This is a genomic window from Mesorhizobium sp. LEGMi-168a (genome assembly GCF_058312955.1).
This window is the reverse complement of sequence record NZ_JBZEGV010000003.1, coordinates 184,458-206,099: the sequence shown is the minus strand read 5'-3', so window position 1 is coordinate 206,099 and position 21,642 is coordinate 184,458. Positions and strand designations below refer to the sequence as shown.

Below are 21,642 nucleotides of genomic sequence, written 5' to 3'. Positions count from 1 at the left end.
TCAAGCCCTCTTCCGGGTCGAGGCGCCGAGGCTGAGCAGGCCGTTGGGCAGCACCAGCATCAGGACGATCATCAGGCCGGAATAGATCAGGAGCTGGAACTGGCCGGTCTGAAACAACATGTCCCAGCCGAAATAGAGCACCAGCGTGCCGAGCATCGGTCCGAACACATAGCCGAGGCCGCCGAGGAAGCAGTTCAGCATGAAGTTGACGGAATCGGTGACCGTGAAGCTGGACGGATAGATCGACTGCGAGATGGCGGCGAAAATCGCTCCCGCGACACCGCCGAAGAAGGACGAGACGGCATAGGCGATGACGCGCAGATAGGCGATGTTGACGCCGATCGATGAGGCGAGTTCCTCATTTTGCTGCAGCGACTGGCAAAGCCTGCCGATGCGCGAATGGACCAGCCTGTACATGACCGCGAAGCAGACCACCATCATCGTGACCGCCAGCAGGTAGAAAGCGAGCCGCGAATTCTGCAGCGTGGCGAAATCCGGGATAATGGTCAGACCGAACACCGACAGCGCGCCGGGCAGCGGGATGCTGACGATGCCTTTGGCGCCGTTGGTGACTGGCAGCGCCAGCGCCAAGAGCCGCGCGACCTCGGTCAGCGTCAGCGTCACCATGGCGAAATAGACGCCGCGCAGCCGCAGGATCGGCAGGCCGATCAGCACGCTTGCGGCGGCGCAGAAGAGGCCGGCCACGGGGAGAGTCAGCCAGAACGACCAGCCGTGGTTCATCACCAGTATGGCCGAGACATAGCCGCCCATCAGCGCATAGGCGCCCTGGCCGATATTGATGCGGCCGATGTAGAAGGTGAGCCAGACGCCAGCGCTGGCGATGCTGAGCAGCGCCACCGAGGTCAGCGTGTAGTAGAGGTCGATGCGGCCGCTTGCCGAGATCGCGGCCGGCACGGCGATGAAGACGATCGCGAGGAAGGCTGCGACCGAGGCGATTGTCACATTGCGGTTGCGGGTCATGGCGCGATCAACCCCACGGCTTGCCCATCAGCCCGTTGGGGCGGATCGACAGGAACACCATCAGGGCGGCGAAGATGGCGAGATAGGTGACGTCGCCATATTCGCGCAGCACGGTCAGGCCGACCGACTCCATCATGCCGAGGATGAAGCCGCCGGCGATCGCCCCGCCGACGACGCCGGCGCCGCCGATCATCACCATCAGGAAGGCCTTGATCGAGATCGGGCCGCCGATGCCCGAATTGACGCCGGTGATGGTGACCAGCAGGCCGCCGACGACGCCCGCGAGCATGGCGCCCATGGCGAAGCCGATCATCGAATAGCGATCGACCCGCACCCCCATCAGTTGCGCCGCGACGCGGTCCTGGGCGAGCGCGCGCATGGCGCGGCCGACCCGGCTGTATTGCATGTAGAGGACGAACGCGGCGATGAAGATAATGGCGAGCGCGCCGACGACCAGCCGGTCATAAGGCATGATGATGCCCGCCTCGTTGAAGACGCCCTTGACGATCTTGGGGACGCCGCGCTGCTTCTCGCCGAAGAGGAGCAGGATGACGGCGTCGAAGAAGAAAGCGGTCGCCGCGGCGAGCAGCATCGTGCTTTCCTCGCGGTGGCTTCGCCTGATGACGGTTCGAAAGAGGAATTTCTCCATCAGCGCGCCGATGACGGCGAGCGTCGCGCCGGACGCCAGCAGCGCCACCACAAAAGGCAGGCCGAGCTGGCCGTAGACGGTGTAGGTGATGAACCCGCCCAGCACATACATCTGCCCGTGGGCGAAGTTGAGCACGTTCATCAGGGCGAAGATCAGGGTGAGGCCCAACGCGATCAGCGCATACTGGGCACCGAGATACAATCCGTTGGCGATGACCTGTTCCATGGACACCTTCGATCTTCCGCGGGGTCCGGAAACCTTCCGGACCCCCGGCATGCGGGAGGAAGTAGCCTCGGAACCGTATCCTAAAGCGCGTCGCGATCCTTCAGATTCGCTCCGTGCGCTTTAGGTTTTGATTTACGCATGTCTTTGTCCCGAAACCGGTTCCCACTTTCGGGAGACATGCTTTAGTCGACGGAGCCGACGAACAGGGTCTGGAAAGCGCCGTCCTTGTACTCGTTGACCACCATCGGCACGGCGAGCTGACGCTTCTGCCCGAACGACGTCGTGCCGACATAGCTCAACTTGGCATCGCCCTTCAGATAGGGGTTGGGCGCCGAGAAGGTGTCCATCGTCTTCTTGAATTCCGCGACATCGCTGATGGCCTTGGGGTTAGCCTTCAGCGTTTCGAGGATATATTCCAGCGCATAGACCTTGGTGTTGGACTCGTCGTTATACTCGCCGAACATCTTGGTGTAGCGGGTGACGAACTCCTTCATTTGGTCAGAGGCGATCTCCGGCGTGGAGGCGCCGCCGACGGAGATGAAGCCGTTGGCGTATTCGCCGGCGCCTTCCTCCAGGACCTTGGCGTCCTGCGCCGTCTCGGTCGAGATCAGCCCCTCATAGCCGAGCTCGCGGGCGGCGCGGATGAGCAGCGGCGCATTGGCGGGCGCCACGCCCGACAGCACCAGCAGATCGGGCTTCAACCCGACGATCGGCGTCAGCACCGGCGTGAAGTCGCGGGTGTCGTTCTGGTAGGTGTCGTTCTGGGCGACGATTTCGAGGCCGAGCGCCTTGGCCGCCTCGACGCCGCTGTCACGCTGGCTGAGCGGGTCGGATTCGTTGGCAGCGACAAAGGCGATCGTCTTCACGCCCTTGTTTTCCTTGAGGTATTTATAGATCGCCGGGCCTGACTGGTAATTGGCGATCATGCCGAGCACCGCATTCGAGGCGGGCTTCTGATAGAGCGCCTTGGGGAAGGCGTAGGGGAAATAGATGATGCCGTTGGACTCGGCGACGGGACGCACCGCGGCGGCGCCGTCATCGACATTCGGCCCGACGACATAGTGGATGCCTTCCTGCGCCATCTTCTCCATGCCAGCGATGGCGCGCTTGGGGTCCTTCTGGTCGTCGAAGGTGACGATGTTGATGTTGTAGGTGTCGTCGCCGATCTTGACGCCACCTTTTTCGTTGAGCCAGGCGGCGCGCGTCTGCATCGAGCGCACGTTCGAGGTGCCCCAGGCGGCGGCGGGGCCGCTGGTGACGCCAACGAAGCCGATCTTCAGCTCCTTGTTCTCGGCCTGCGCGGACGGAATGCCAACAGCGGCAATGGCCAGGGTCGAGACGGCGCCAAGCACCATCGATTTCAGAGTCGAGCGTCGGTTGATCATTTTGCAGTTCCCCTTTGGTTATCGCGCTTTGTGTTTTGCTCGTAGGCTGCGCGGATAGCCTAAGGGAAACCGACTGCGACAGATTGTCAACATCTTTCTTTATTATTGTATACAATCTTTGAAATGAATGTGTGCGATGGCCGACCCAGCAAGTGGGGCAACAGCCGACAGCAGCCGGCCCCTCACCGGCCAGCCTCATGCAACCCAATGAGGATTCATAGGAACGCGAAAGCAGCGGTCGCGACTGATCGACCGGCTGGCAGCGCGGAATGAATGATTGCTGCGGGTAGCCTATTTTCCGCAGTGATGGTCGTTGATCTTGTTCAGCGCGTTCGCATCGGGCCCTGTCCGATGGTAGGAGCAAGGGCCCGCCGCGGTGGTGACCAGCATGGCGTCATAGTAACGAGGACCGCCGAACAGGATGTCGATGAGGTCGCCTTCGGCCGGAACGTAGCGCTCACGCTCAACCGGACGATGATGGTGCCTGTCGCCGGCGAATGCCGGGACGGACATGGCAACGGCCGTGCTCAAAACGAGGGCGGAGATTGCAAGGTATTTCGTCATCGTCAGCAACCCTTCTGGCCATCTGGTGCCAAAACATATAGCCAAAATCGCCAGCGCGACAAAGGTTCCGTCGACAGCCTGGCAGATGGCTCTCCCGGATGCCTTCGCTAGTGCAGATGCCTCAGCTTGTCGGGATTGCGCATCACATAGATGGCCACGACCTTGCCGTCCTCGATGTCGAGAGCGGTCGTCTGGAACTCGCCATCGGCTTCCAGCGTGACGAAACCGGGCAAGCCGTTGATGAAGCCAAAACGGACAAGCTGCGAGCGATTGTCCTGAAGCCAGGCGACAACGGTCTCGTACTGTTTGATCACGGCATCGAAGCCGAAGACCGGCGCAATAGCCGCCGGACGCTTGCCGCCGCCGTCGGCATAAGCGCTGACATCGGCGCTCAGCATCGCGCCCAGCGCCTTCATGTCGCCGCTGCGCGAGGCGTTGAAGAAGGCTTCCGCAAGCTCTAGGCCGCGCTCTTTCTCGACCTTGAAGCGAGGCCGCGCCTCGCGGACATGGCTGCGGGCGCGGGCGGCGAGCTGGCGACAGGCGGCGGGGTCACGCTCAAGCTCCGCCGCGACCTCCTCGAATTGCAGCCCGAACACGTCGTGCAGCAGGAAGGCCGCCCGCTCGAGCGGCGACAGGCGCTCCAGCGCCAGCATCAGCGGCAAGGTGACGTCATCCGGTTCGTCGTCCTCGACGACGGGATCGGGAAGCCAGGAGCCGACATAGGTCTCGCGCTGGTGACGGGCGGATTTGAGCTGGTCGAGGCAGAGGCGGGTGACCGTGCGGCGCAGGAACGCCTCGGGCTCGCGCACCGCGGCGCGGTCGGCCCTCATCCAGCGGAGGAAGGCCTCCTGCACCATGTCCTCGGCGTCGGCCACCGAGCCCAGCATGCGGTAGGCGACCCGCATGAGCTTCGAGCGCAGCGGCTCGAACTCCGCCGCCGCGCCCGCGGATGTCGGCTCCGCCGTCAAGCGGCAGCCGCCTTGCTGACAGCCTTCGCGTTGCCGGCCTTCACCGCCGCCGGATCGACAAAGCCGCCGAAGCCGACCGCGATGCGGTTCCAGCCGTTGATGATGTTGATCATCAAGGTGAGCTTCACCCGTTCCTCCTCGGTGAAATGGTCCTTCAGCGCCTCATAAGCGGCTTCATGCGTATGGCCTTCGCTGATCCGCGTCAGCGCCTCGGTCCAGCCAAGCGCGGCGCGCTCGCGGTCTGTATAGCACGGCGCCTCGCGCCAGGCCGCCAGCAGATAGATGCGCTGCTCGGTCTCTCCGCGTTCGCGGGCATAGGTCGAGTGCATGTTGATGCAGTTGGCGCAGCCGTTGATCTGCGAGGATCGGATCTCGATCAGCTCGGCGAGAGCCGGATCGAGGCTGGCGGAAATCGCGAGCGAGGCGCGGTGCCACTCCTTCATCAGCGACGGAGCGGCGGCAAGGGGGTCAAGTCTGGCAGTCATGGTCGGTTCCTTTCGTTGGTTCCGACCTCAAGACGAGCGAGGCACCCGCCAATGTGACATGGCGCCGGATTTTGCCTGGCGCAGCCGGCAGGACGGCTCCAGGATGGCAGCCAGTTTGACGAAGGTCATGACGTCGGCAACACGGAATCCGTCGATCCAGTCGTGGGCGAGGTGACGCGGTTGCACCGTGACGAAACCGGCTTCGCGCACAGAACTCCTAACGGTTCCCGGCGGTGATCGGCGAGTTCCATTGCAATCCCGCCACACTTGTTACTCTCCCTCTTCCGGCACCCGGTCCTACCCTGACTTACGGCCGATATGCGGCTGGACATTCGATGAACCACCCGGGCGGCAGACATGCCTGTCTCCACCGCTGCGGCTGTCTTCAATGGAGAAGCACATGACTGGCGACAAGAACTTCACCACCTCATTCACGGTGGATCAGAGCCCCGAGGCAGCCTTCGCGGCCATCAACGCCCCACGCGCGTGGTGGAGCGGCAAGTTCGAGGGCGGCACTAGCAAGCTCGGCGATGTCTTCGACTATCGTTACAAGGACATACATTACTCCAAGCAGCAGGTGACCGAGCTGGTTCCCGGCAAGCGCGTCACTTGGCAAGTGCTCGAAGGCACGCTCAACTTCGTCGAGGACAAGACGGAGTGGGCCGGCACGACGATCGTGTTCGACATTGCGCGCAGGGGCGACAAGACCGAGGTGGTGTTCACCCATGTCGGCCTCAGGCCTGTGGTCGAGTGCTACGACACCTGCTCCGACGCCTGGACCGCCTTGATCCAAGGCAGCCTCAGGCAGTTGATTGAAAATGGCAAGACCGATCTGATCGAACTCGACGCGCCCGCCGCATAAGGCGAGCCAAGCGCCCGGCTTCGCCCGCGATGCCCGCTCCAGACGAGCGGCAGACCGGCGGAGATCACCAACGCCGCCCGGCGAATGGCGCGCCGGCCGGCTGCTTGCGCCAGAACAGCTACTTGTCCTTATGATTAATCTCGCGACCCATCCCGGCCTGCCTGCCTTCATGGCCCGCGCTGCCGCGCGTCCAAAGATACAAGAAGCGCTCGCCGCCGAAGGCTTGGCAAGAGGAGTTCAGCGTTTCCGTGAAACGCTGAACTGATCCAAACGACATTCCAGACTGGCTACTCGAAGGAATAGGTAAATCCTTCCGCCGAGGCGCCTACCGTTACCTTCGTCATCTTCTGCCCCTCGAGCGAGCGATTGAGCACGCCGCGGCTCAGTTCCGGCAGCAGCGTGTTGGTAAGGATGGCGTCGATCATGCGGCCGCCGGACTCGATCTCGGTGCAGCGCGCCTTGACCAGGTCCATGACACCGTCGCCGATGACCAGCTCGGCGTCGTTGGTTGCCCTGAGGCGGCGTGCGATCTTGGCAAACTGGTGCCGCGCGATCGCCTCGATCATCGAATCCGACAGCGGATAGTAGGGGATTGTCACCACGCGGCCGAGGAACGCCGCGGGGAACACTTTCAGCAGCGGAGCGCGAAGTGCGGTGTCGAGATCGTCGATCCCGGTCCGCACCGTCCCATTCTTCGTGCGCTCCATGATGACGTCGGAGCCGACATTGGAAGTGAGCAGGATCAGCGTGTTCTTGAAGTCGATGCGCCGGCCCTCGCTGTCATCCATCATGCCCTTGTCGAAGACCTGGAAGAATATCTCGTGCACGTCCGGATGCGCTTTCTCGACCTCGTCGAGCAGGATCACCGAATAGGGCTTTCGGCGGACCGCCTCGGTGAGGATGCCGCCCTTGCCGTAGCCGACATAGCCGGGAGGGGCACCCTTCAGCGTCGAGACGGTGTGCGCTTCCTGGAATTCGGACATGTTGATCGAGATCAGATTCTGCTCGCCGCCATAGAGCGTCTCGGCCAGCGCCAGCGCGGTCTCGGTCTTGCCGACGCCGGACGGGCCGCAGAGCAGGAACACACCCACCGGCTTTTCCGGGGCGCCGAGGCCGGCGCGGCTGGTCTGCACGCGCTTGGCGATCATCTCCATCGCATGATCCTGGCCGACCACGCGCTCGGACAGGGTGGCGGCGAGCCTGAGGGCCTTCTCGGTCTGGCTGGACAGCATGCGTCCGGTCGGGATGCCGGTCCAGTCCTGCACCACAGCCGCCACTGCGTTGCGGTCGACCGAAGGCAGGATCAGCGGCGTCTCGCCCTGCGCCGCGGCGAGTTCCGCCATCAATTCGCGCAGCCGCGCGAGATCGGTGGCGGAACCCACCCATCCCTCGGCAATTGCCTCTGCGACAGGCGCCTCGGTTTTGGCCGCTTCGGCCTTGGTTGCCTTGCCTTTCGAGCCTTTGGATTTCACGGGCTTGGCGTCAGCCGCCTTGCTCTCAGGCGCCTTTGCCTTGGAAGCTTCGGACCCGGCCGGCTCGGCCCCAGCGGTTTCCTCACCCGCCTCCTCGGCCGCCGCCGCATCGAGCGGCACGCCTTCGCCGCGCAATTTGGCGCGCAGGTCGAGTATCTCGGCCACCAGCGCCTTTTCCCGATCCCAGCGTGCCTGGGCGGCAGCCAAAGTGGTCTCGGTTTCCGCCAGCCCGGCGTCGACCCTGGCCTGCCGATCGGCGACATCGATGCCGATCGCCGCCTCGCGGCCGATGATGCCGCTCTCCACTTCCAGCGCCTGCCGGCGGCGCAGAATATCCTCGACCTCGGCCGGCGTCGCATGCTGCGAGATGGCGACGCGGGCGCAGGCGGTGTCGAGCAGGCTGACCGCCTTGTCCGGCAATTGTCGCGCCGGGATGTAGCGATGCGAAAGCGCAACCGCCGCTTCGATCGCCTCGTCCAGTATCTGCACCTTGTGGTGCTGCTCCAGCACGCCGGCGACGCCGCGCAGCATCAGCACGGCCACAGCTTCCGACGGCTCGTCGATCTTCACCACCTGGAAGCGGCGGGTCAGCGCCGGGTCCTTTTCGATGTGCTGCTTGTATTCGGCCCAGGTCGTGGCGGCGACGGTGCGGAGCTCGCCGCGCGCCAGCGCCGGCTTCAAGAGATTGGCCGCATCGCCGGTTCCCGCAGCACCCCCGGCGCCGATCAGCGTGTGTGCCTCGTCGATGAACAGGATGATCGGCACCTCGGAGGCCTGGACCTCGTCGATCACCGCCTTCAGCCGCTTCTCGAACTCGCCCTTGACGCTGGCGCCCGCCTGCATCAGCCCGACATCGAGCATGCGCACGCTGACATTCTGCAACGTCGGCGGCACGTCGCCCTGGGAAATGCGGAGCGCAAATCCCTCGACCACCGCCGTCTTGCCGACGCCGGCCTCGCCGGTAAGGATCGGGTTGTTTTGCCGGCGTCGCATCAGGATATCGACGATCTGCCGGATCTCGGGATCGCGGCCGACGACCGGGTCGATCTTGCCGTCGCGGCCGCGTTGGGTGAGGTCGGTGGCATATTTCGCCAGCGCCGAATCCCCGCCCGGACCGCGCTTCATCGGCGTCTCGGCAGCAGCCGCGGCGGGAGGTGAGCCGGCTTCGAGCGAGCCTTCGGTGACATCGGCGAAGCGGGAAATGACCCCGTCGGCGTCGATCTTGTCGAACTCGGCGCTGATCTTGGATACCAAGCCTTCCAGCACGGGCGTCTTCAGGCAGGCAAGCAGGATGTGGGCGCTGCGCACCTCCTCCACACCAAACTCCAGCGTGGCCAGGTTCCAGCCTTCCTGGATGGCGTGGAAGATGTGGTCGGAGAATTCCTCCACCGAGGTGGCGCCGTAAGGCAGCTTGTCGATGGCACGGGTCATGTCGGCCGTCAGCCGGCTGACATCCAGCCCGGCATCGGCGACGATCATCTGCACATCCGAGCGCTCCGACAGCACCAGTTGCTGGATGAAATGGACGAGCTCGACATAGGGGTTGCCGCGCAGCTTGGCCGTGTCGGCCGCGGCCTTGAAGGCTCGCACCCCCGTGGCATTGAGCTTGGCAACCAGTTCCTTACGCTTGAAGCTCTGCGATGACCGGCGCTGTTCCATCGAACCTGCTCCCGCAATCTGCCGACCGTACCCTGCCATATAAGCGGCGGCTTGACAAAGCCGTGTGATGGGCCGTGTGACGGATAAGGCGTTTGGATCCATCCGGGCCGCACCGCCCGGTTACACAAGCCTTGCAAACTCATCCAACAAACACCGGATTACCGTCCGGGCTATGCGAGCCATTTCACATACCGGGCCCGGCAATCGCGCAATGGGTTTCGCCGAAGAAGACGGTCGCGTTTAGCTTCCGTTAGTTTTTGAGCGGCTGCTCAATTGTGGTAGAGTGAGACCGTGTGATAACGTCGCGTCACATAGGGGTCTCAGGGCCGCTGGCTGGGGGTTAGTGTGATTGATCTCGCACTCTGGCTGAATCCTCTGAACGGTGAGAATCCGTCGGGAGAGGACTTGCGCAACGACCCAGCCTTCCACGAGCTGGAGCGCTTGACCGAACCCCAGGTCAAAGTCGTCCATGACGGCACCAACAAGCCTACCTCGCAATCCAGCCCGGTCGATTGGGCGGCCGTCCTCGAAAAAGCGGAAGAGCTGCGCGCCCGCGGCCGGGACTTGCGCCTGCTGGTCATCGTCGCGCGCGCCCTCGCCAACGAAGAAGGGCTGGCCGGCCTGGCGCAGGGTCTGACGCTGATCGCCAGGACCTTCGACCAGCATTGGGACACGATGCATCCGGCATTGCGGCCGAACGCGGCGCAGCGCGACGCTGCCCTGCGCCGCATCAATGCGCTGCTGGATCTCCAGAACGGCCAGGAAGGCCTGCTGGCGAACCTGCGCGAGACGATCTTCTTTTCGCCGCGCCAGGTCGGACCGATCAGCGGACGCGATCTCGAACAGGGCGCGCTCGACGAGCGCGTCATGCTGCAGGAAGCGGCTTCCGGACTGGGCGCATCCGAAAAAGCGGCGTTGGCGAGCGCTCACAGCCAGCTCTTGAACCGGGTGCGCAGCGGCTGCGCGGCACAGATCGACCAGGCCGGCGACGCGATGGCGTCGCTGCTCGCCGACGCCCGCGCGGCCATCGCCGCCCTCGACGAGGTCGACGCCGCTCTCAACATGCGCATCGACGGCAATGGCCCCACCATCCCGGAATTGAAACGGTTCCTGCAGCGTTTGCTGACGACGCTGGAGCGGAATTCGGCCGCCAGCACTGCTGCGAACGGGGCCGCAAAGCCAGCTCACCAGCCGGCGGAACCGGCTGCGCCAGCCCGAAACGGTTATCAAGCCGAGGGAGCCGAAGGAACAGGAGCCGAAGCGATGGCAAGTGTCGCAAGCCATGCTGAACCGGGCGCCAGACTGCCCGACCGGATCACCTCGCGCGACGATGTCGTCAGATGTCTCGACCTCGTCGTCGCCTTCTATGACCGTACCGAGCCGTCCAGCCCGATACCGCATCTCGCCCGCCGCGTGCGCCGCATGGTGCACATGGATTTCGTCGAACTGATGGAAGATCTCGCCCCGTCGGGGCTGAAGGAATTCCGGCAGCTTGCCGGTGTCCCCGATCCCAAGAAGCCGGCCCAGAAGGATGAAAGGTAACAAGCATGCCAGCAGAGAGCAAAGCGAAGGTCATCGAAAGAAACCGCGCGCCGCGCGTGCAGATCGCCTACGACGTTGAGACCTACGGCAGCCCGACGACGATCGAACTGCCGTTCGTCATGGCCGTGATGGCCGATCTTTCCGGCGCTTCACAGACCAAGGAAGCGGTGAAGTCGGTTCTGGACCGCAACTTCGTCGAAACCGACGCCAATCGCTTCCCCAAATTCATGGAGGCCATGGGGCCGCGCGTGAAGGCAAGGGTGAAGAACACGCTGCCGCAAGCCGAAGGCGCCGAGCGTGACGAGGAGCTCGCGGTCGACCTCACCTTCGCCAAGATGGGCGATTTCGCGCCGGACAAGGTCGCCGAACAGGTTCCGCAACTGGCCGAGATCCTCAAGATGCGCCGTCAGCTCGAGGAGCTGCTCGGCTTCATGGACGGCCGCGTCGACGCCGAAAAGCGCATCGCGCAGCTTCTGAACAATGAGCCGCTGCTGAGCAGGATCGCCAGCCAGGCGATGGATGACGGCAAGGGCGAGGAGTAAGTCATGGCCGAACAGCAAAAAGCCGCAGCCGCCACCGCCGAGGCGGAAGCAATAGACCTCGGTGAATTCAGCGGACTCCTGGAAAAGGATTTCAAGGTCAAGAAGGACGACAGCGAAAAGCTGCAACAGCTGGTGCGCAACCTTGCGCTCGCAGCGCAGTCGCGCTCCGAGACCACGACGATCTCGTCCAATGCCATCAAGTCGATCAAGTCGCTGATCGCCGGCATCGACAAGATGCTGACGACGCAGGTCAACGAGATCATGCACGCGCCGGAAGTGCGGGAGATGGAAGGCACCTGGCGCGGTCTCTGGTATCTCATCAACAACACCGAGACGGATGCGAAGCATCTCAAGATCCGGGTGATGAATATCTCCAAGGAGCAGCTGGCCGACACCCTCGAAGACTATGAAGGCCAGATGTGGGACCAGAGCCCGATCTTCAAGAAAGTCTACACGGACGAGTATTCGATGCTGGGCGGCGAGCCTATCGGCTGCATCATCGGCGCCTACGAATTCTCGAACCATCCGCGCGACGTCGGCCTGCTGCGCAACATTTCGGGCGTGTGCGCCTCCGCGCACACGCCGTTCATCGCCGCCGCCTCGCCGCGCCTGTTCCGCATGGACAGCTGGCAGGAGCTGCCGAACCCGCAAGACCTGCAGATGATAGTGAACAACCCGGCCTATGCCTCGTGGCAGTCGCTACGCGAGAGCGAGGACGCCCGCTATATCGGCCTCACAATGCCGCGCGTGCTGGCACGGCTCCCCTACGGGACGGAGACGGTGCCGGTGAAGGGCTTCACCTTCGAGGAAGAGGTGGGCGGCGACCACAACAAATATGTCTGGATGAACGCCGCCTTCCCAATGGGCGTCAACATCAACCGCAGCCACAAGCTTTATGGCTGGGGCACGCAGATCCGCGGCGTCGAAAACGGCGGCACTGTGCTCAACCTGCCGGTCCATGCCTTCCCGACCGACGACGGATCGATCGCGATGAAATGCCCGACGGAGGTCGCCATCGACGACCGGCGCGAGGCTGAATTGGCCAAGCTCGGCCTGATGCCGATCCTGCACCGCAAGAACACCGACCTTGCCGCCTTCATCGGCGCGCATTCATTGCAGGACGACGAGACGCGCGCCGGCCGCCTGGTCGATCCCGACGCGCAGTCGAACGAACGGCTCAGCGCCAACCTGCCCTATCTTTTCCCGGTGTCCCGTTTCGCGCACTACCTCAAGGCGATTGCGCGCGACAAGATCGGCTCGTTCAAGGAACGCACCGACATGCAGATCTGGTTGACCGAATGGATCAACCGGTACGTGCTGGCCAATCCAGCCTTTGCCGACGACAAGGCGCGCGCCAAGCGCCCGCTTGCCGCGGCCGAGGTCCAGGTCGACAGTGTCGAAGGCCGGCCCGGTTACTACAATGCCCGTTTCTATCTGCGTCCGCACTACCAGCTGGAAGGCATCAACGCCTCGCTCCGGCTGGTATCGGAACTGCCGTCAGTGAAGGGCTGAAATCGTAAGCAAAGTCACCTTGTTTCGTTTGAAAGCGGTGGAGAAAGACAATGCCGACAACAGTGAGAACCGATGGGCCTTCGACGAAGATCGATGGTTTTTTGAAAGTGCCGGACATCAAGGGCCCAAGCAAGCGCGACGGCCATGAAGACGAGATCGAAATCCATGGGGTCGACTACAAGATGGTCGCGCCCTACGATCCCAATTCGCTGTCGCGGCGCGGTCGCGTGTCGATGGGAATGATCAAATTCATCAAGCATTACGACAAGTCTTCTCCCTACCTGAAGAAGGCGCTGTTCGAGAACAAGGCGCTCGATGAAGTGGTGTTTTCGGCGCGCCGCACCATCGACGGCGAGACCAGCGACTATCTGGTCGTGACGCTCACCGATGCCTCGATCATGGAATACGACATGCGGCAGGCCGCCGACGAGGCCGACCTGATCGAGGAAGAAGTCAGCTTCGCCTACAAGAAGATCAAGTTCGTCTATGACAAGGACGACGAGATCGAAATGGATGTCTATGTCGGCAAGTGAGGCCAAACGGCCCGGCGCGAACAAGGCGCAGCTTGCCGGCAGTTCGCGGGCAAAGCGCGAGGCGGTCCAGCCCTCCCTCTGGGACCGCCTCGTCAACGACCTGCCCGGCCTGACTTCGGAGATCGACGGGTTGCGCCGGCAGTTGCAGGAAGAACTCGGCGCCGAGCGCGTCGAGGCTCTTCTTGCCGCAAGCGCCCGGGCCATCGATGCCGATGCGGAACTCACGCCCGACCAGAAGCGGCGCCTGCAGCGGCTGATCTTCCAGACCGAGCATCGCGCCGAGATCGAAAGCCGCGGCGTGGTGGTTTCGGCGCGGGTGCTCAGGGAAGCCGTTCGCCGCGACATCGAGGCCTTGTTCAACACCGAGCGCTTCGAGTCCATGCCGCTGCTTTCCGATGCCGAGCAGGAACTGGAATTGGACGAATTGCCGTCGCTGGCCGATTTCCCGGAAGTGCGGCGCAGCGTGATCAATTATGGTGTGCCGTCCTTCTCCGGCCGCTCGTCGCGGGACTTCGACCGCGATGTGCTGGCGCGTGAGATCCGCTCGGTGCTTGCCACCTTCGAGCCGCGTCTCAAGGAGAGCGCCACGTCCGTCAACGTCACCCTCGGCGACAAAAGCTTCGGTCTGAAGATCGAGATCGACGCCGTGCTGATCATGACGCCGACGCCGGAACGCATGCGGCTGCGCACCACGATCAATCTCGACAACGGTCTGGCGCGAACCGAATTCAGGGAGACCTGAGATGGATCGGGTCTTCGTGGAATATTACGAAGAGGAACTGACCCATCTGCGCGCGCTGGCCGCGGAATTCGCCGACATGCATCCGGCGGTCGCCCGCAACCTTTCCCTCGACACCGTCCCTTGCCCCGACCCCTATGTCGAACGGCTGCTCGACGGCGTGGCCTTCCTTGCCGCGCGCACGCGGCTGAAGGTCGACGCCGAACGCTCGCGCTTCTCGCGCGCCGTGCTCGACGTCCTTTACCCAGACCTGGTCACGCCGGCGCCGGCAACGGCGATGGCGGTGCTGAAACCCGGCCAGCAGGTGCAGTCGATGATCGCGGGCCATGCGGTCGCGCGCGGCACGCGACTGGTCTCCAGCCTGCATCCGGGGCTTTCGACGCGCTCAACCTTCACCACCGCGCAGGAAGTCACGCTGTGGCCGATCGCGGTCACCTCGGTCAGCTATTTCCAGGATCGCAGCGCGCTGGCCGCAGCCGGCATCGCGCCGATCGGCGGCGTGCGCGGCGAAGCGGCCTTTCGCATCGCACTCGCCCGAACCGGAAAGGGCAAGCTCAGCGAACTGTCGCTCGACCGTCTCGACCTCTATTTCGCCGGACGTACCAAGGCGCCGCTCATCTTCGACGCGATTTTCGGCGCCTGCTCGGCCGTCGGCGCGCGGGTCGAAGGCAAGACCAATCCGCTCTCGGCTCTGCCCGCGCCCGAAATGGTCGGCATCCGCGACGACGAGGCATTGATGCCGCGGACCCGCCCGACCTTCGAAGGATACCGGCTGCTGCGCGAATATTTCATGATCCCCGAACGCTTCCACTATGTGCGGATCGCCGGCCTGCAGCCGGTGGTGCGCAAATGCGATGCAGGCATCGAGATCATCTTCCTGTTCCGGCGTCCGGTGCCGGAGCTCGCCGATGTGACGCCGGCCGATTTCGAACTCTTCGTAACGCCGCTCATCAATCTCTTCGAGCGGGAATGCAACGTCATCGAGATCGACCCGCGCAGGACGCGTCAGGTAGTGCACGCCGACCGGACGCGGGCGCGCGATTTCGAGATTTTTCGCGTCACCCGGGTCGAGGATGCCGACGCCGAAGGCAGCGATGCCGTGATCCCCGAGCTGTTCAGCCTGGGGCAGAACCGTGGCAGCGGCTGGGTCTATTCGACCGAGCGGCGCCCGCGCCGGGCCACCGAAGACGAGCGGCGCGACGGCCTGACCCGCACCTCCTATACGGGCGACGACGTGTTCCTCGCGGTCTCGCGCCCCACGGGGAGCCCGGCGAACCGGCCGCTCAAGCGCCTCGACATCATGGCGCTCTGCACCAACCGCGACCTGCCGATCCTCGACGACACGCCGACGCTGACATTGGAGACTGCCGACCCGGTCGAAGCGGTCAGGCTGCTCGGCGCATTGCGGCCGCCGCAGCCGGCGATCCCGGCTTCGCTGCCGGCGGGCGCCGAAGGCGAATCCCGCGCCGACAATCTCGCCTGGCGGCTGGTGGCGCAGCTCTCGCTCAACTTCCTGAGCCTCGCCAAGGAAGGCCGCGGCGTCGACCCGCTGCACGCGCTGCTCGACCTCTATGCCGACCGTGGCGATCCGGGCCTTGCCCGCAACGTCCATTCGATCACTCGCATCGACTCGCGCCCGGTCATCGAACGGCTGCAGATCGACGGTCCGATGTGCTTCGGACGGGGCACGGAGGTGACGCTGCATGTCGACCAGTCGGTGCTGGCGGGGCAAAGCACGCTGCTGCTTTCGGCCCTGCTCGCGCGGCTGTTTGCCCGCCATGCCGGAATAAACGGTTTCGTGCGGACGCGCACGCGACTGCTGCAGAAGCAGGAGGATGTGCCATGGCCGATGACGCCCGGCAATCGCTACCTGATCTAGCGAAGCCTGCCCCGAGCGAAGCCGCGCTGTCGGAGGGCTTCGACTTCTTCGAGCTGCTGCGCCGGTTGGAGCAGCGGGGCGGGCTGTTCGGCTATTCTGGCCAGGCCAATCGCGAACCGGCGCGGCTCGGCCAGCATGTGCGCTTGAGCTTTTCGGCCAGGGACGTGGTCAAGTTCCAGGAGGCGGGCGAAAAGGCTCCGGCGCGGGTGACCGTCGCCAATCTCGGGCTGCTCGGACCTGAGGGACCGATGCCGCTGCACCTGACGCGCTGGGTGCTCGACCGGCTGTCGCAGCGCTGGTTCAGCGGCGCCGATGCCGAGCAGACCAGCGACACGACCTTCGTCGACTTCGTCAACATCCTCCAGCATCGGATGATCGCGCTTTACTATCGCGCCTGGGCCGATGCGCATCCGGCGGTGCAGGTCGAACGTTCCGTCGGCGGACGCGTCCGCGCCATGCTGGAAGCGATGGCGGGGATCGGGCTTCCCGGCACCCAGGATCCCGAGCTCGACACGGTGCGGCTGCGCCAGGCCGGATCGCTCGCCAACCAGGTCGACGGCGCGGAGCGACTGACGCTGTTCCTCGCCACAGCCTTCAAGGTGCCGGTAGAGATCAAGGAATTCGTCGCCGCGTGGATCACTATTCCGGTGGCGCTGCAGAGCCGCGTCGGCAAGGCTTATGCCGCGCTCGGGCGCGGCGCCACGATCGGCCCGCGCGTCTTCAGCCGCCAGAGCCGGATCGAATTGCGCGTCGGCCCGCTCAGCCTCGACGACTTCAAGTCATTCCTGCCCGGCGAGCGGCGCCTTGCCCTGTTCAAGAAAGCGGTGCGCGACATGATCGGCGAAGCGCTCGACGTCGATTTGCGCATCGTGCTTGCGCGCGACGCCGTGCCGCCGCCGAAGATCGGAACCGTCCAGCTCGGCCGAACCTCGTGGCTTGCGCGCCCCGCCGAGAAGGGAGACGCCGACGACCTCAAGCTGCGCACCATCGTCGGCTGGCGGCCGGAAATGGCGGAGGCAGCCTGATGAGCCTGCTGCTGACGCTCGAACAGGGTCCACGCTCCCAGGTGGTGAGACAGACCAGGCTTGACGAGGGCGAGCTGGTGATCGGCCGCAGCGCCGATGCCGGCTGGCAGATCGACGATCCGGACATGTTCGTCTCGCGCGCGCATTGCAAGATCAGCGGCGGCCGCGACGGCTACTTCGTCACCGACACGTCGAGCAGCGGGCTGTTCATCGACGATTCCGACAGCCCGCTCGGCGCCGGCCGGTCGACGCGGCTGCAAAGCGGCATGCGGCTCCGCATGGGCGACTACGTGCTTTATGTCGAGGTCCAGTCCAAAGCGAACCAGACGTCGGTCGGTCAGGCGCCGGCAGCCAATCATTCCACACCTCAATGGTCGTCGCCGGAAGCGCGAACGCCGCCCAGCATCGGCGGCGACGACTTCTTCTCGGCCAAGGTCGAGGAAGAGCCGCGGCGGCCGCGTCCGGCCGACCTGCCGGACCCGTTCGAGCAGCCCGCGCCCGGCGCCTACGACCGCGCCTCGAACCAGCGCAGCTCGCCCGCCTTCGACGACCCGTTCAGCCTGGACCCGGTGGCGACACCGGCACCCAACGATGCCGCAGCGCCCGGCCCGTCGGATCCATTCGGTTTCGATGAGATGCCGTCTCGTGGCGGCACAGCGGAGTCCGCGCCGAAATCGGCCGGCTTCGACGACGATTTCGGGTTCGGGCCGGCGTCGACGCCTGCTCAAAGCAACGGCACGGGCTCCGTCGATCAGCGCGAACGACAAGCCGAGAAGCCGCAGGCCGCTCATCCCTGGGATATGCCGAGCCAAGCGGTCGAGCCTCCTCATCCGCCGCGCTCCGCCCCTGCTCCCAAACCATCCCGCCCGGCACACGCGGCACCTGCGACGGAGATGGCGCTGCGCGCCGCGTTCCTGCGCGGCATGGGCGTCGAGGAAGCCGATTTCCCCGGGCGCGACGCCGTCGCCGAAATGGAGAAATTCGGCCGCGAATACCGGCTGATGCTCGATGGCCTGATGCAGCTTCTGCGCAAGCGCGCCGAGGAAAAGGGCAGCGCACGTGTCGCCCAGACGATGGTCGGGGCCTCGGAAGTCAATCCGCTCAAATTCCTGCCGACGGTCGAGGACGTCATCGTCACCATCATCTCCGAGCGCAGCCCGGGCTTTCTTTCCGGCGAGGCGGCGATCTCCGATGCGGTGAAGGATCTCGCGCAGCACCATGTGCGCGCCTGGCGCGGCGTGCAGGCGGCGCTGCGGCGCATGATCGACCGCTTCGATCCGGCAGCGATCGAGGAAGAACTCAAATCCAATTCCGCGATCGGCAACCTTCTTGCAGGCGGGCGCAACGCCAAGCTGTGGGAGCTTTACCAGAAACGCCATCGCGACATCGCCCAAAGCGCGGAATCGAGCTTCCTGGGCGAGATCGGCGCGGACTTCAGGGATGCTTACGAAGAGGAGTAGGACATGATCGATCGACGCGAATTCATCGTTGCCCTCGGCGCGACGGGGCTGCTTGCGGCTTGCCAGAGCGGCCCGCCGAAACCATCGGTTATCTCGGTCAATGTGACCGGTGGCGCCGGCATGAATCCGGGACCGGGCGGCGGCGATCGGCCGGTGACCGTGCTGGTGATGCGGCTTGCCAGCACCGGCAAGTTCAATTCGGCCGACTATTTCGCGCTGCAGGGCGATGCGGGCTCGGCGCTCGGCGCCGATCTCATCGGATCCGACACCATCTCCGTCGCGCCGGGGAAGACCGCGGCCAAGACCATCACGGTCGAGCCGAACGCGACGGCACTCGGCTTCGTCGCGCTCATCCGCGAGCCCGGCGGACGGAACTGGCGCACGACCAAGTCGGTATCGCCGGGGTCGAAATTCACCATCAACGTCGGCCTCGGCAGCGGCGGCATTTCCGCCTGACGCGAGACAACAGACGGCAGTGCAGAGAGTAACGGCATGAGCGACGCAAACAGGGTGCTGTGGTCCGAGGGGCTCTTCTTGAGGACCCAGCATTTCCAGCAGCAGGACCGGTTCTTCGAGGCGATGGTGCGCGGCGCGTTGCAGGCCGGCCAGCTCCATACATTCGGCTTCCAGCAGCTAACGCTCGACCAGTCGCTGCTCGACGCCGGCCAGGTCTCCATCGTGTCGGCCCGGGGCATCTTCCCGGACGGCACGCCCTTTGCCATTCCGGAGTTGATGGACGCGCCGAAGCCACTGCCGGTCACGGCCGACACCGGCGCCGGGTCGGTGCTGGTCGCGCTGCCGCTCGAGCCGCCCGGCGGGGTTGGTTTCGATCCGGCGCATGCCGCGTCGACCGGCGCTCGGTATCACGGCAAGATCGTCTCGGTGCGCGATGCCGTCCAGGGCGGTGCCGATCCGGAAGAGATCGAGATCGCCCGGCCGCAGGCGGTGCTGCTCGCACCCGGCAAATCGGTCGGCGGCTATACCGCGCTGCCGATCGCCGACATCAAGGGCATTCGCGCCGACGGCGGGGTCTCGCTCGACGAGAGCTTCCTGCCGCCGACGCTGATCACCGGCGCCGTCGCCTGGTACCGGCAACTGCTGCAGGAGGTCGTCACCGGCCTCGACCAGATCGCCGAGGCGCATGGCAAGATGGTGATGGGCGGACCCGGCCGTAGCGTCGAGGACCTGTTGATGCTCCACCTCGCCAACGCGGCCAAGCCGCGGCTTGCGCATATGCTGGCGCAGGACGTCTTCCATCCGGCCGAGCTCTATCTCGAGCTTGCCGGCCTCGCCGGCGAGATGGCGACCTATGGCTCCAGCTCGCGCCGGCTCGGCGAGCTGCCGGCCTATGACCACATGGCGCCCGGCCCGGCCTATATGGCGCTGGCGGATGCCTTGCGCTCACTGATCCTCAGCCTGCGCTACATAGAGCCGAAATCGCGCGCCCTGCCGGTCATGCGGCACGCGACCAATGTCTGGAAGGTGCGCATCGACAATCCGAAGCTTCTGGTAGCCAGCCGTATCGTCATCCGCGTCGGCTCCGAGCTGTCGGAAGACGCGCTGCGCAAGATCTTCGTCAACCAGGCGACCGTCGGCGCCGCCGACCAATTCGAGGGCCTGTGGAAGTCGCGCCTGCCCGGCATTCCGCTGAAGCCGCTGCATTCGCAGCCGCGCGAAATCCCCTATGACGGCGACCGGCTGTGCCTGGAGCTGGACCAGAAGAGCGAGCATTGGGCCTCGCTGCTCGACGCCCCCGGCTTCGTCATCGGCGTTTCCGGTGTCCTGCCGAGCGAGCCGCAGGTTGACTGCTATTCGGTGAACAGGTGAGGCCATGAGCCGGGATGATCCTTTCGGACTGTCGGAGGATCGCGAACGCACGCGCATCAGGCTGACGGGTGCCGCGCCGCGGCCGATGGCGCCGCTGACGCCAATCGCGCCGGTGAAGCTGGCGCGCGCCCATCCCAACATACTGATCAACACATTCGCGCCGCTGCTCGAATTCGCGCCCGAGCTCGAAAGCGCGCTGGCGCCCGAGAACCCGGAAGTGATGCGCACGAGGCTGCTCGACGAGCTGGTCCGGGCGCGCGATGCCGCGATGGCGGCCGGATCCTCGCTGGAGCGGGCCGACCAGGCCGCCTGGGCGGTGGCGGCGCTACTCGACGACCTCGCGCTCAACACGCCGTGGGGCGGCGCCAGCGCGTGGCCGCGCCAGCCGCTGGTCGTCATGCTGCGCGGCGACGTGGATGCCGGCACACAGTTCTTCTCGCGCCTCGACGAGCTGGAGCGGCACCCGAACCGCGACCGTGAAATGCTGGAGCTGCAATATTACTGCCTAGCGCTCGGCTTCCGCGGCAAATATCGCGTGCCCGGCCGCGCCGGCGACCGCTCGCTCAACGCTGTTCGTGTGGCGGCGGCCCGCTTCCTGCGCAATGCCGACGCCGAGGACGCGCCGCTGTCGCCGCACTGGAAGGGCGTGATCGCCTCAGACGAGCCGCAGCGCTTCATCGTGCCGATCTGGGTGATGGCGCTGGCGGCGGTGGTGATCGCTGCCGCTGCTTACATCGGCTTGTCGATGGGGCTGAGCAGCCAGGCGGTCGAGCTTACCGCGCTGGTGCGTACGCTGCCGCCTCCCCAGCGGGGCGACGTCACCCGCGCCGCGCCCAAGCCCGATGCACCCGAACCGGAACCGCCGCAGCCGGTCGATTTTGCCCTGCTGCCGGAATTCAAGGCCGAGGCGCCGGACAGCCTCAAGGGAGCGCTCAGTGGCACCGAGAGCGTGTCGCTTGCCAAGCTGGTCATCCAGTCTTCCAACCCCGAGCTGTTCCAGTCGTCGCGGCCAACGCTCACGCAAGGTTACGAACCGCTGGTGGAGTCGATCGCCAAGGTGATCCTCGCCAATCAGGAGCTGATCGGAAACATCACCGTCGTCGGCCATACCGACAATGTGCGCCTGCAGAAATCCAACCCGCTTGCGTCCAACCAGCGGCTGTCGGAAGCCCGCGCCGAGACCATAGCCAATCTTCTGGTTCAGGCCGGCGTGCCGCAGGAGCGCATCCATTCCGAAGGCCGCGCCGATACCGATCCAGTCGCCGACAACTCTACGCGTCAGGGCCGCGCGCTCAACCGGCGCGTCGAGGTGCTGGTCGAGAAGAGACTCTGA

The 21,642-nt window shown here is 64.9% G+C and carries 20 protein-coding genes; 12 read left to right on the top strand and 8 right to left on the bottom strand.

What is annotated here, in order from left to right; translation table 11 throughout:
• From AC4FWB_RS06540 to AC4FWB_RS06510, 7 genes are all read right to left on the bottom strand, one after another.
• Positions 1-981: a branched-chain amino acid ABC transporter permease gene (locus AC4FWB_RS06540; RefSeq protein WP_491025050.1), complete on the bottom strand. Its 981-nt coding sequence runs from the start codon at positions 979-981 to the stop codon at positions 1-3.
• A gap of 7 nt (positions 982-988) precedes the next feature.
• Entirely contained in the window at positions 989-1,855 is an 867-nt protein-coding gene (locus AC4FWB_RS06535) for a branched-chain amino acid ABC transporter permease (RefSeq protein ID WP_491025049.1), read from the bottom strand.
• 182 nt (positions 1,856-2,037) lie between these two features.
• Positions 2,038-3,240, bottom strand: a complete 1,203-nt coding sequence (locus tag AC4FWB_RS06530) for an ABC transporter substrate-binding protein (RefSeq protein WP_491025048.1) — start codon at positions 3,238-3,240, stop codon at positions 2,038-2,040.
• 291 nt (positions 3,241-3,531) lie between these two features.
• The gene (locus tag AC4FWB_RS06525; RefSeq protein WP_491025047.1) at positions 3,532-3,753 is read right to left on the bottom strand and encodes a hypothetical protein; all 222 of its coding nucleotides are present in this window, start codon (positions 3,751-3,753) and stop codon (positions 3,532-3,534) included.
• A gap of 158 nt (positions 3,754-3,911) precedes the next feature.
• Entirely contained in the window at positions 3,912-4,772 is an 861-nt protein-coding gene (locus AC4FWB_RS06520; RefSeq protein ID WP_491025046.1) for a sigma-70 family RNA polymerase sigma factor, read from the bottom strand.
• On the bottom strand, positions 4,769-5,257 hold the full coding sequence (locus tag AC4FWB_RS06515) for a carboxymuconolactone decarboxylase family protein (protein WP_491025045.1): 489 nt from the start codon (positions 5,255-5,257) through the stop codon (positions 4,769-4,771). The genes AC4FWB_RS06520 and AC4FWB_RS06515 overlap by 4 nt, the downstream gene beginning before the upstream one ends.
• A gap of 27 nt (positions 5,258-5,284) precedes the next feature.
• On the bottom strand, positions 5,285-5,467 hold the full coding sequence (locus AC4FWB_RS06510; protein ID WP_491025044.1) for a hypothetical protein: 183 nt from the start codon (positions 5,465-5,467) through the stop codon (positions 5,285-5,287).
• 190 nt (positions 5,468-5,657) lie between these two features.
• Between AC4FWB_RS06510 and AC4FWB_RS06505 the strand changes: the two genes are divergently transcribed.
• The gene (locus tag AC4FWB_RS06505) at positions 5,658-6,119 is read left to right on the top strand and encodes an SRPBCC family protein (RefSeq protein ID WP_491025043.1); all 462 of its coding nucleotides are present in this window, start codon (positions 5,658-5,660) and stop codon (positions 6,117-6,119) included.
• Positions 6,120-6,406: 287 nt separating this feature from the next.
• On the opposite strand, the gene tssH is transcribed toward AC4FWB_RS06505, so the two are convergent.
• Entirely contained in the window at positions 6,407-9,250 is a 2,844-nt protein-coding gene (tssH, locus tag AC4FWB_RS06500) for a type VI secretion system ATPase TssH (protein WP_491025042.1), read from the bottom strand.
• 345 nt (positions 9,251-9,595) lie between these two features.
• On the opposite strand from tssH, the gene tssA reads away from it, so the two are divergent.
• Genes tssA through tssL form a run of 11 tightly spaced genes read left to right on the top strand, consistent with a single transcriptional unit; the run spans position 9,596 to position 21,642 of the window.
• Positions 9,596-10,792 (top strand): type VI secretion system protein TssA, encoded by a 1,197-nt coding sequence (gene tssA / locus AC4FWB_RS06495; RefSeq protein ID WP_491025041.1) that lies wholly within the window; start codon positions 9,596-9,598, stop codon positions 10,790-10,792.
• A gap of 5 nt (positions 10,793-10,797) precedes the next feature.
• Positions 10,798-11,334, top strand: coding sequence for a type VI secretion system contractile sheath small subunit (gene tssB / locus AC4FWB_RS06490; protein WP_491025040.1), 537 nt, complete (start codon positions 10,798-10,800; stop codon positions 11,332-11,334).
• Positions 11,335-11,337: 3 nt separating this feature from the next.
• Positions 11,338-12,846 carry a type VI secretion system contractile sheath large subunit gene (gene tssC / locus AC4FWB_RS06485; RefSeq protein WP_491025039.1) on the top strand — a complete coding sequence of 503 codons (1,509 nt, stop codon included), beginning with the start codon at positions 11,338-11,340 and terminating at the stop codon, positions 12,844-12,846.
• Between the two features lie 50 nt (positions 12,847-12,896).
• Positions 12,897-13,379 (top strand): Hcp family type VI secretion system effector, encoded by a 483-nt coding sequence (locus AC4FWB_RS06480; protein WP_126101675.1) that lies wholly within the window; start codon positions 12,897-12,899, stop codon positions 13,377-13,379.
• Positions 13,366-14,121, top strand: a complete 756-nt coding sequence (gene tssE / locus AC4FWB_RS06475; RefSeq protein ID WP_491025259.1) for a type VI secretion system baseplate subunit TssE — start codon at positions 13,366-13,368, stop codon at positions 14,119-14,121. The genes AC4FWB_RS06480 and tssE overlap by 14 nt, the downstream gene beginning before the upstream one ends.
• A gap of 1 nt (position 14,122) precedes the next feature.
• On the top strand, positions 14,123-15,997 hold the full coding sequence (gene tssF, locus AC4FWB_RS06470) for a type VI secretion system baseplate subunit TssF (protein WP_491025037.1): 1,875 nt from the start codon (positions 14,123-14,125) through the stop codon (positions 15,995-15,997).
• Positions 15,961-17,022 carry a type VI secretion system baseplate subunit TssG gene (tssG, locus tag AC4FWB_RS06465; RefSeq protein ID WP_491025036.1) on the top strand — a complete coding sequence of 354 codons (1,062 nt, stop codon included), beginning with the start codon at positions 15,961-15,963 and terminating at the stop codon, positions 17,020-17,022. The genes tssF and tssG overlap by 37 nt, the downstream gene beginning before the upstream one ends.
• Positions 17,022-18,482 carry a type VI secretion system-associated FHA domain protein TagH gene (gene tagH / locus AC4FWB_RS06460; RefSeq protein WP_491025034.1) on the top strand — a complete coding sequence of 487 codons (1,461 nt, stop codon included), beginning with the start codon at positions 17,022-17,024 and terminating at the stop codon, positions 18,480-18,482. Before tssG ends, tagH begins: the two co-directional genes overlap by 1 nt.
• Before the next feature lie 3 nt (positions 18,483-18,485).
• Positions 18,486-18,938, top strand: coding sequence for a type VI secretion system lipoprotein TssJ (gene tssJ, locus AC4FWB_RS06455; RefSeq protein WP_292367953.1), 453 nt, complete (start codon positions 18,486-18,488; stop codon positions 18,936-18,938).
• Positions 18,939-18,974: 36 nt separating this feature from the next.
• Positions 18,975-20,309: a type VI secretion system baseplate subunit TssK gene (tssK, locus tag AC4FWB_RS06450; RefSeq protein ID WP_491025033.1), complete on the top strand. Its 1,335-nt coding sequence runs from the start codon at positions 18,975-18,977 to the stop codon at positions 20,307-20,309.
• A 4-nt stretch (positions 20,310-20,313) separates the two neighbouring features.
• Positions 20,314-21,642, top strand: coding sequence for a type VI secretion system protein TssL, long form (gene tssL / locus AC4FWB_RS06445; protein ID WP_491025032.1), 1,329 nt, complete (start codon positions 20,314-20,316; stop codon positions 21,640-21,642).

Coding starts and splice junctions, on each gene's coding strand:
- AC4FWB_RS06540 (WP_491025050.1), bottom strand. CDS start 981: ATGACCCGCAACCGCAATGTGACAATCGCCTCGGTCGCAGCCTTCCTC.
- AC4FWB_RS06535 (WP_491025049.1), bottom strand. CDS start 1,855: ATGGAACAGGTCATCGCCAACGGATTGTATCTCGGTGCCCAGTATGCG.
- AC4FWB_RS06530 (WP_491025048.1), bottom strand. CDS start 3,240: ATGATCAACCGACGCTCGACTCTGAAATCGATGGTGCTTGGCGCCGTC.
- AC4FWB_RS06525 (WP_491025047.1), bottom strand. CDS start 3,753: ATGTCCGTCCCGGCATTCGCCGGCGACAGGCACCATCATCGTCCGGTT.
- AC4FWB_RS06515 (WP_491025045.1), bottom strand. CDS start 5,257: ATGACTGCCAGACTTGACCCCCTTGCCGCCGCTCCGTCGCTGATGAAG.
- AC4FWB_RS06505 (WP_491025043.1), top strand. CDS start 5,658: ATGACTGGCGACAAGAACTTCACCACCTCATTCACGGTGGATCAGAGC.
- tssH (WP_491025042.1), bottom strand. CDS start 9,250: ATGGAACAGCGCCGGTCATCGCAGAGCTTCAAGCGTAAGGAACTGGTT.
- tssB (WP_491025040.1), top strand. CDS start 10,798: ATGCCAGCAGAGAGCAAAGCGAAGGTCATCGAAAGAAACCGCGCGCCG.
- tssC (WP_491025039.1), top strand. CDS start 11,338: ATGGCCGAACAGCAAAAAGCCGCAGCCGCCACCGCCGAGGCGGAAGCA.
- AC4FWB_RS06480 (WP_126101675.1), top strand. CDS start 12,897: ATGCCGACAACAGTGAGAACCGATGGGCCTTCGACGAAGATCGATGGT.
- tssE (WP_491025259.1), top strand. CDS start 13,366: ATGTCGGCAAGTGAGGCCAAACGGCCCGGCGCGAACAAGGCGCAGCTT.
- tssF (WP_491025037.1), top strand. CDS start 14,123: ATGGATCGGGTCTTCGTGGAATATTACGAAGAGGAACTGACCCATCTG.
- tssG (WP_491025036.1), top strand. CDS start 15,961: ATGGCCGATGACGCCCGGCAATCGCTACCTGATCTAGCGAAGCCTGCC.
- tagH (WP_491025034.1), top strand. CDS start 17,022: ATGAGCCTGCTGCTGACGCTCGAACAGGGTCCACGCTCCCAGGTGGTG.
- tssJ (WP_292367953.1), top strand. CDS start 18,486: ATGATCGATCGACGCGAATTCATCGTTGCCCTCGGCGCGACGGGGCTG.
- tssK (WP_491025033.1), top strand. CDS start 18,975: ATGAGCGACGCAAACAGGGTGCTGTGGTCCGAGGGGCTCTTCTTGAGG.
- tssL (WP_491025032.1), top strand. CDS start 20,314: ATGAGCCGGGATGATCCTTTCGGACTGTCGGAGGATCGCGAACGCACG.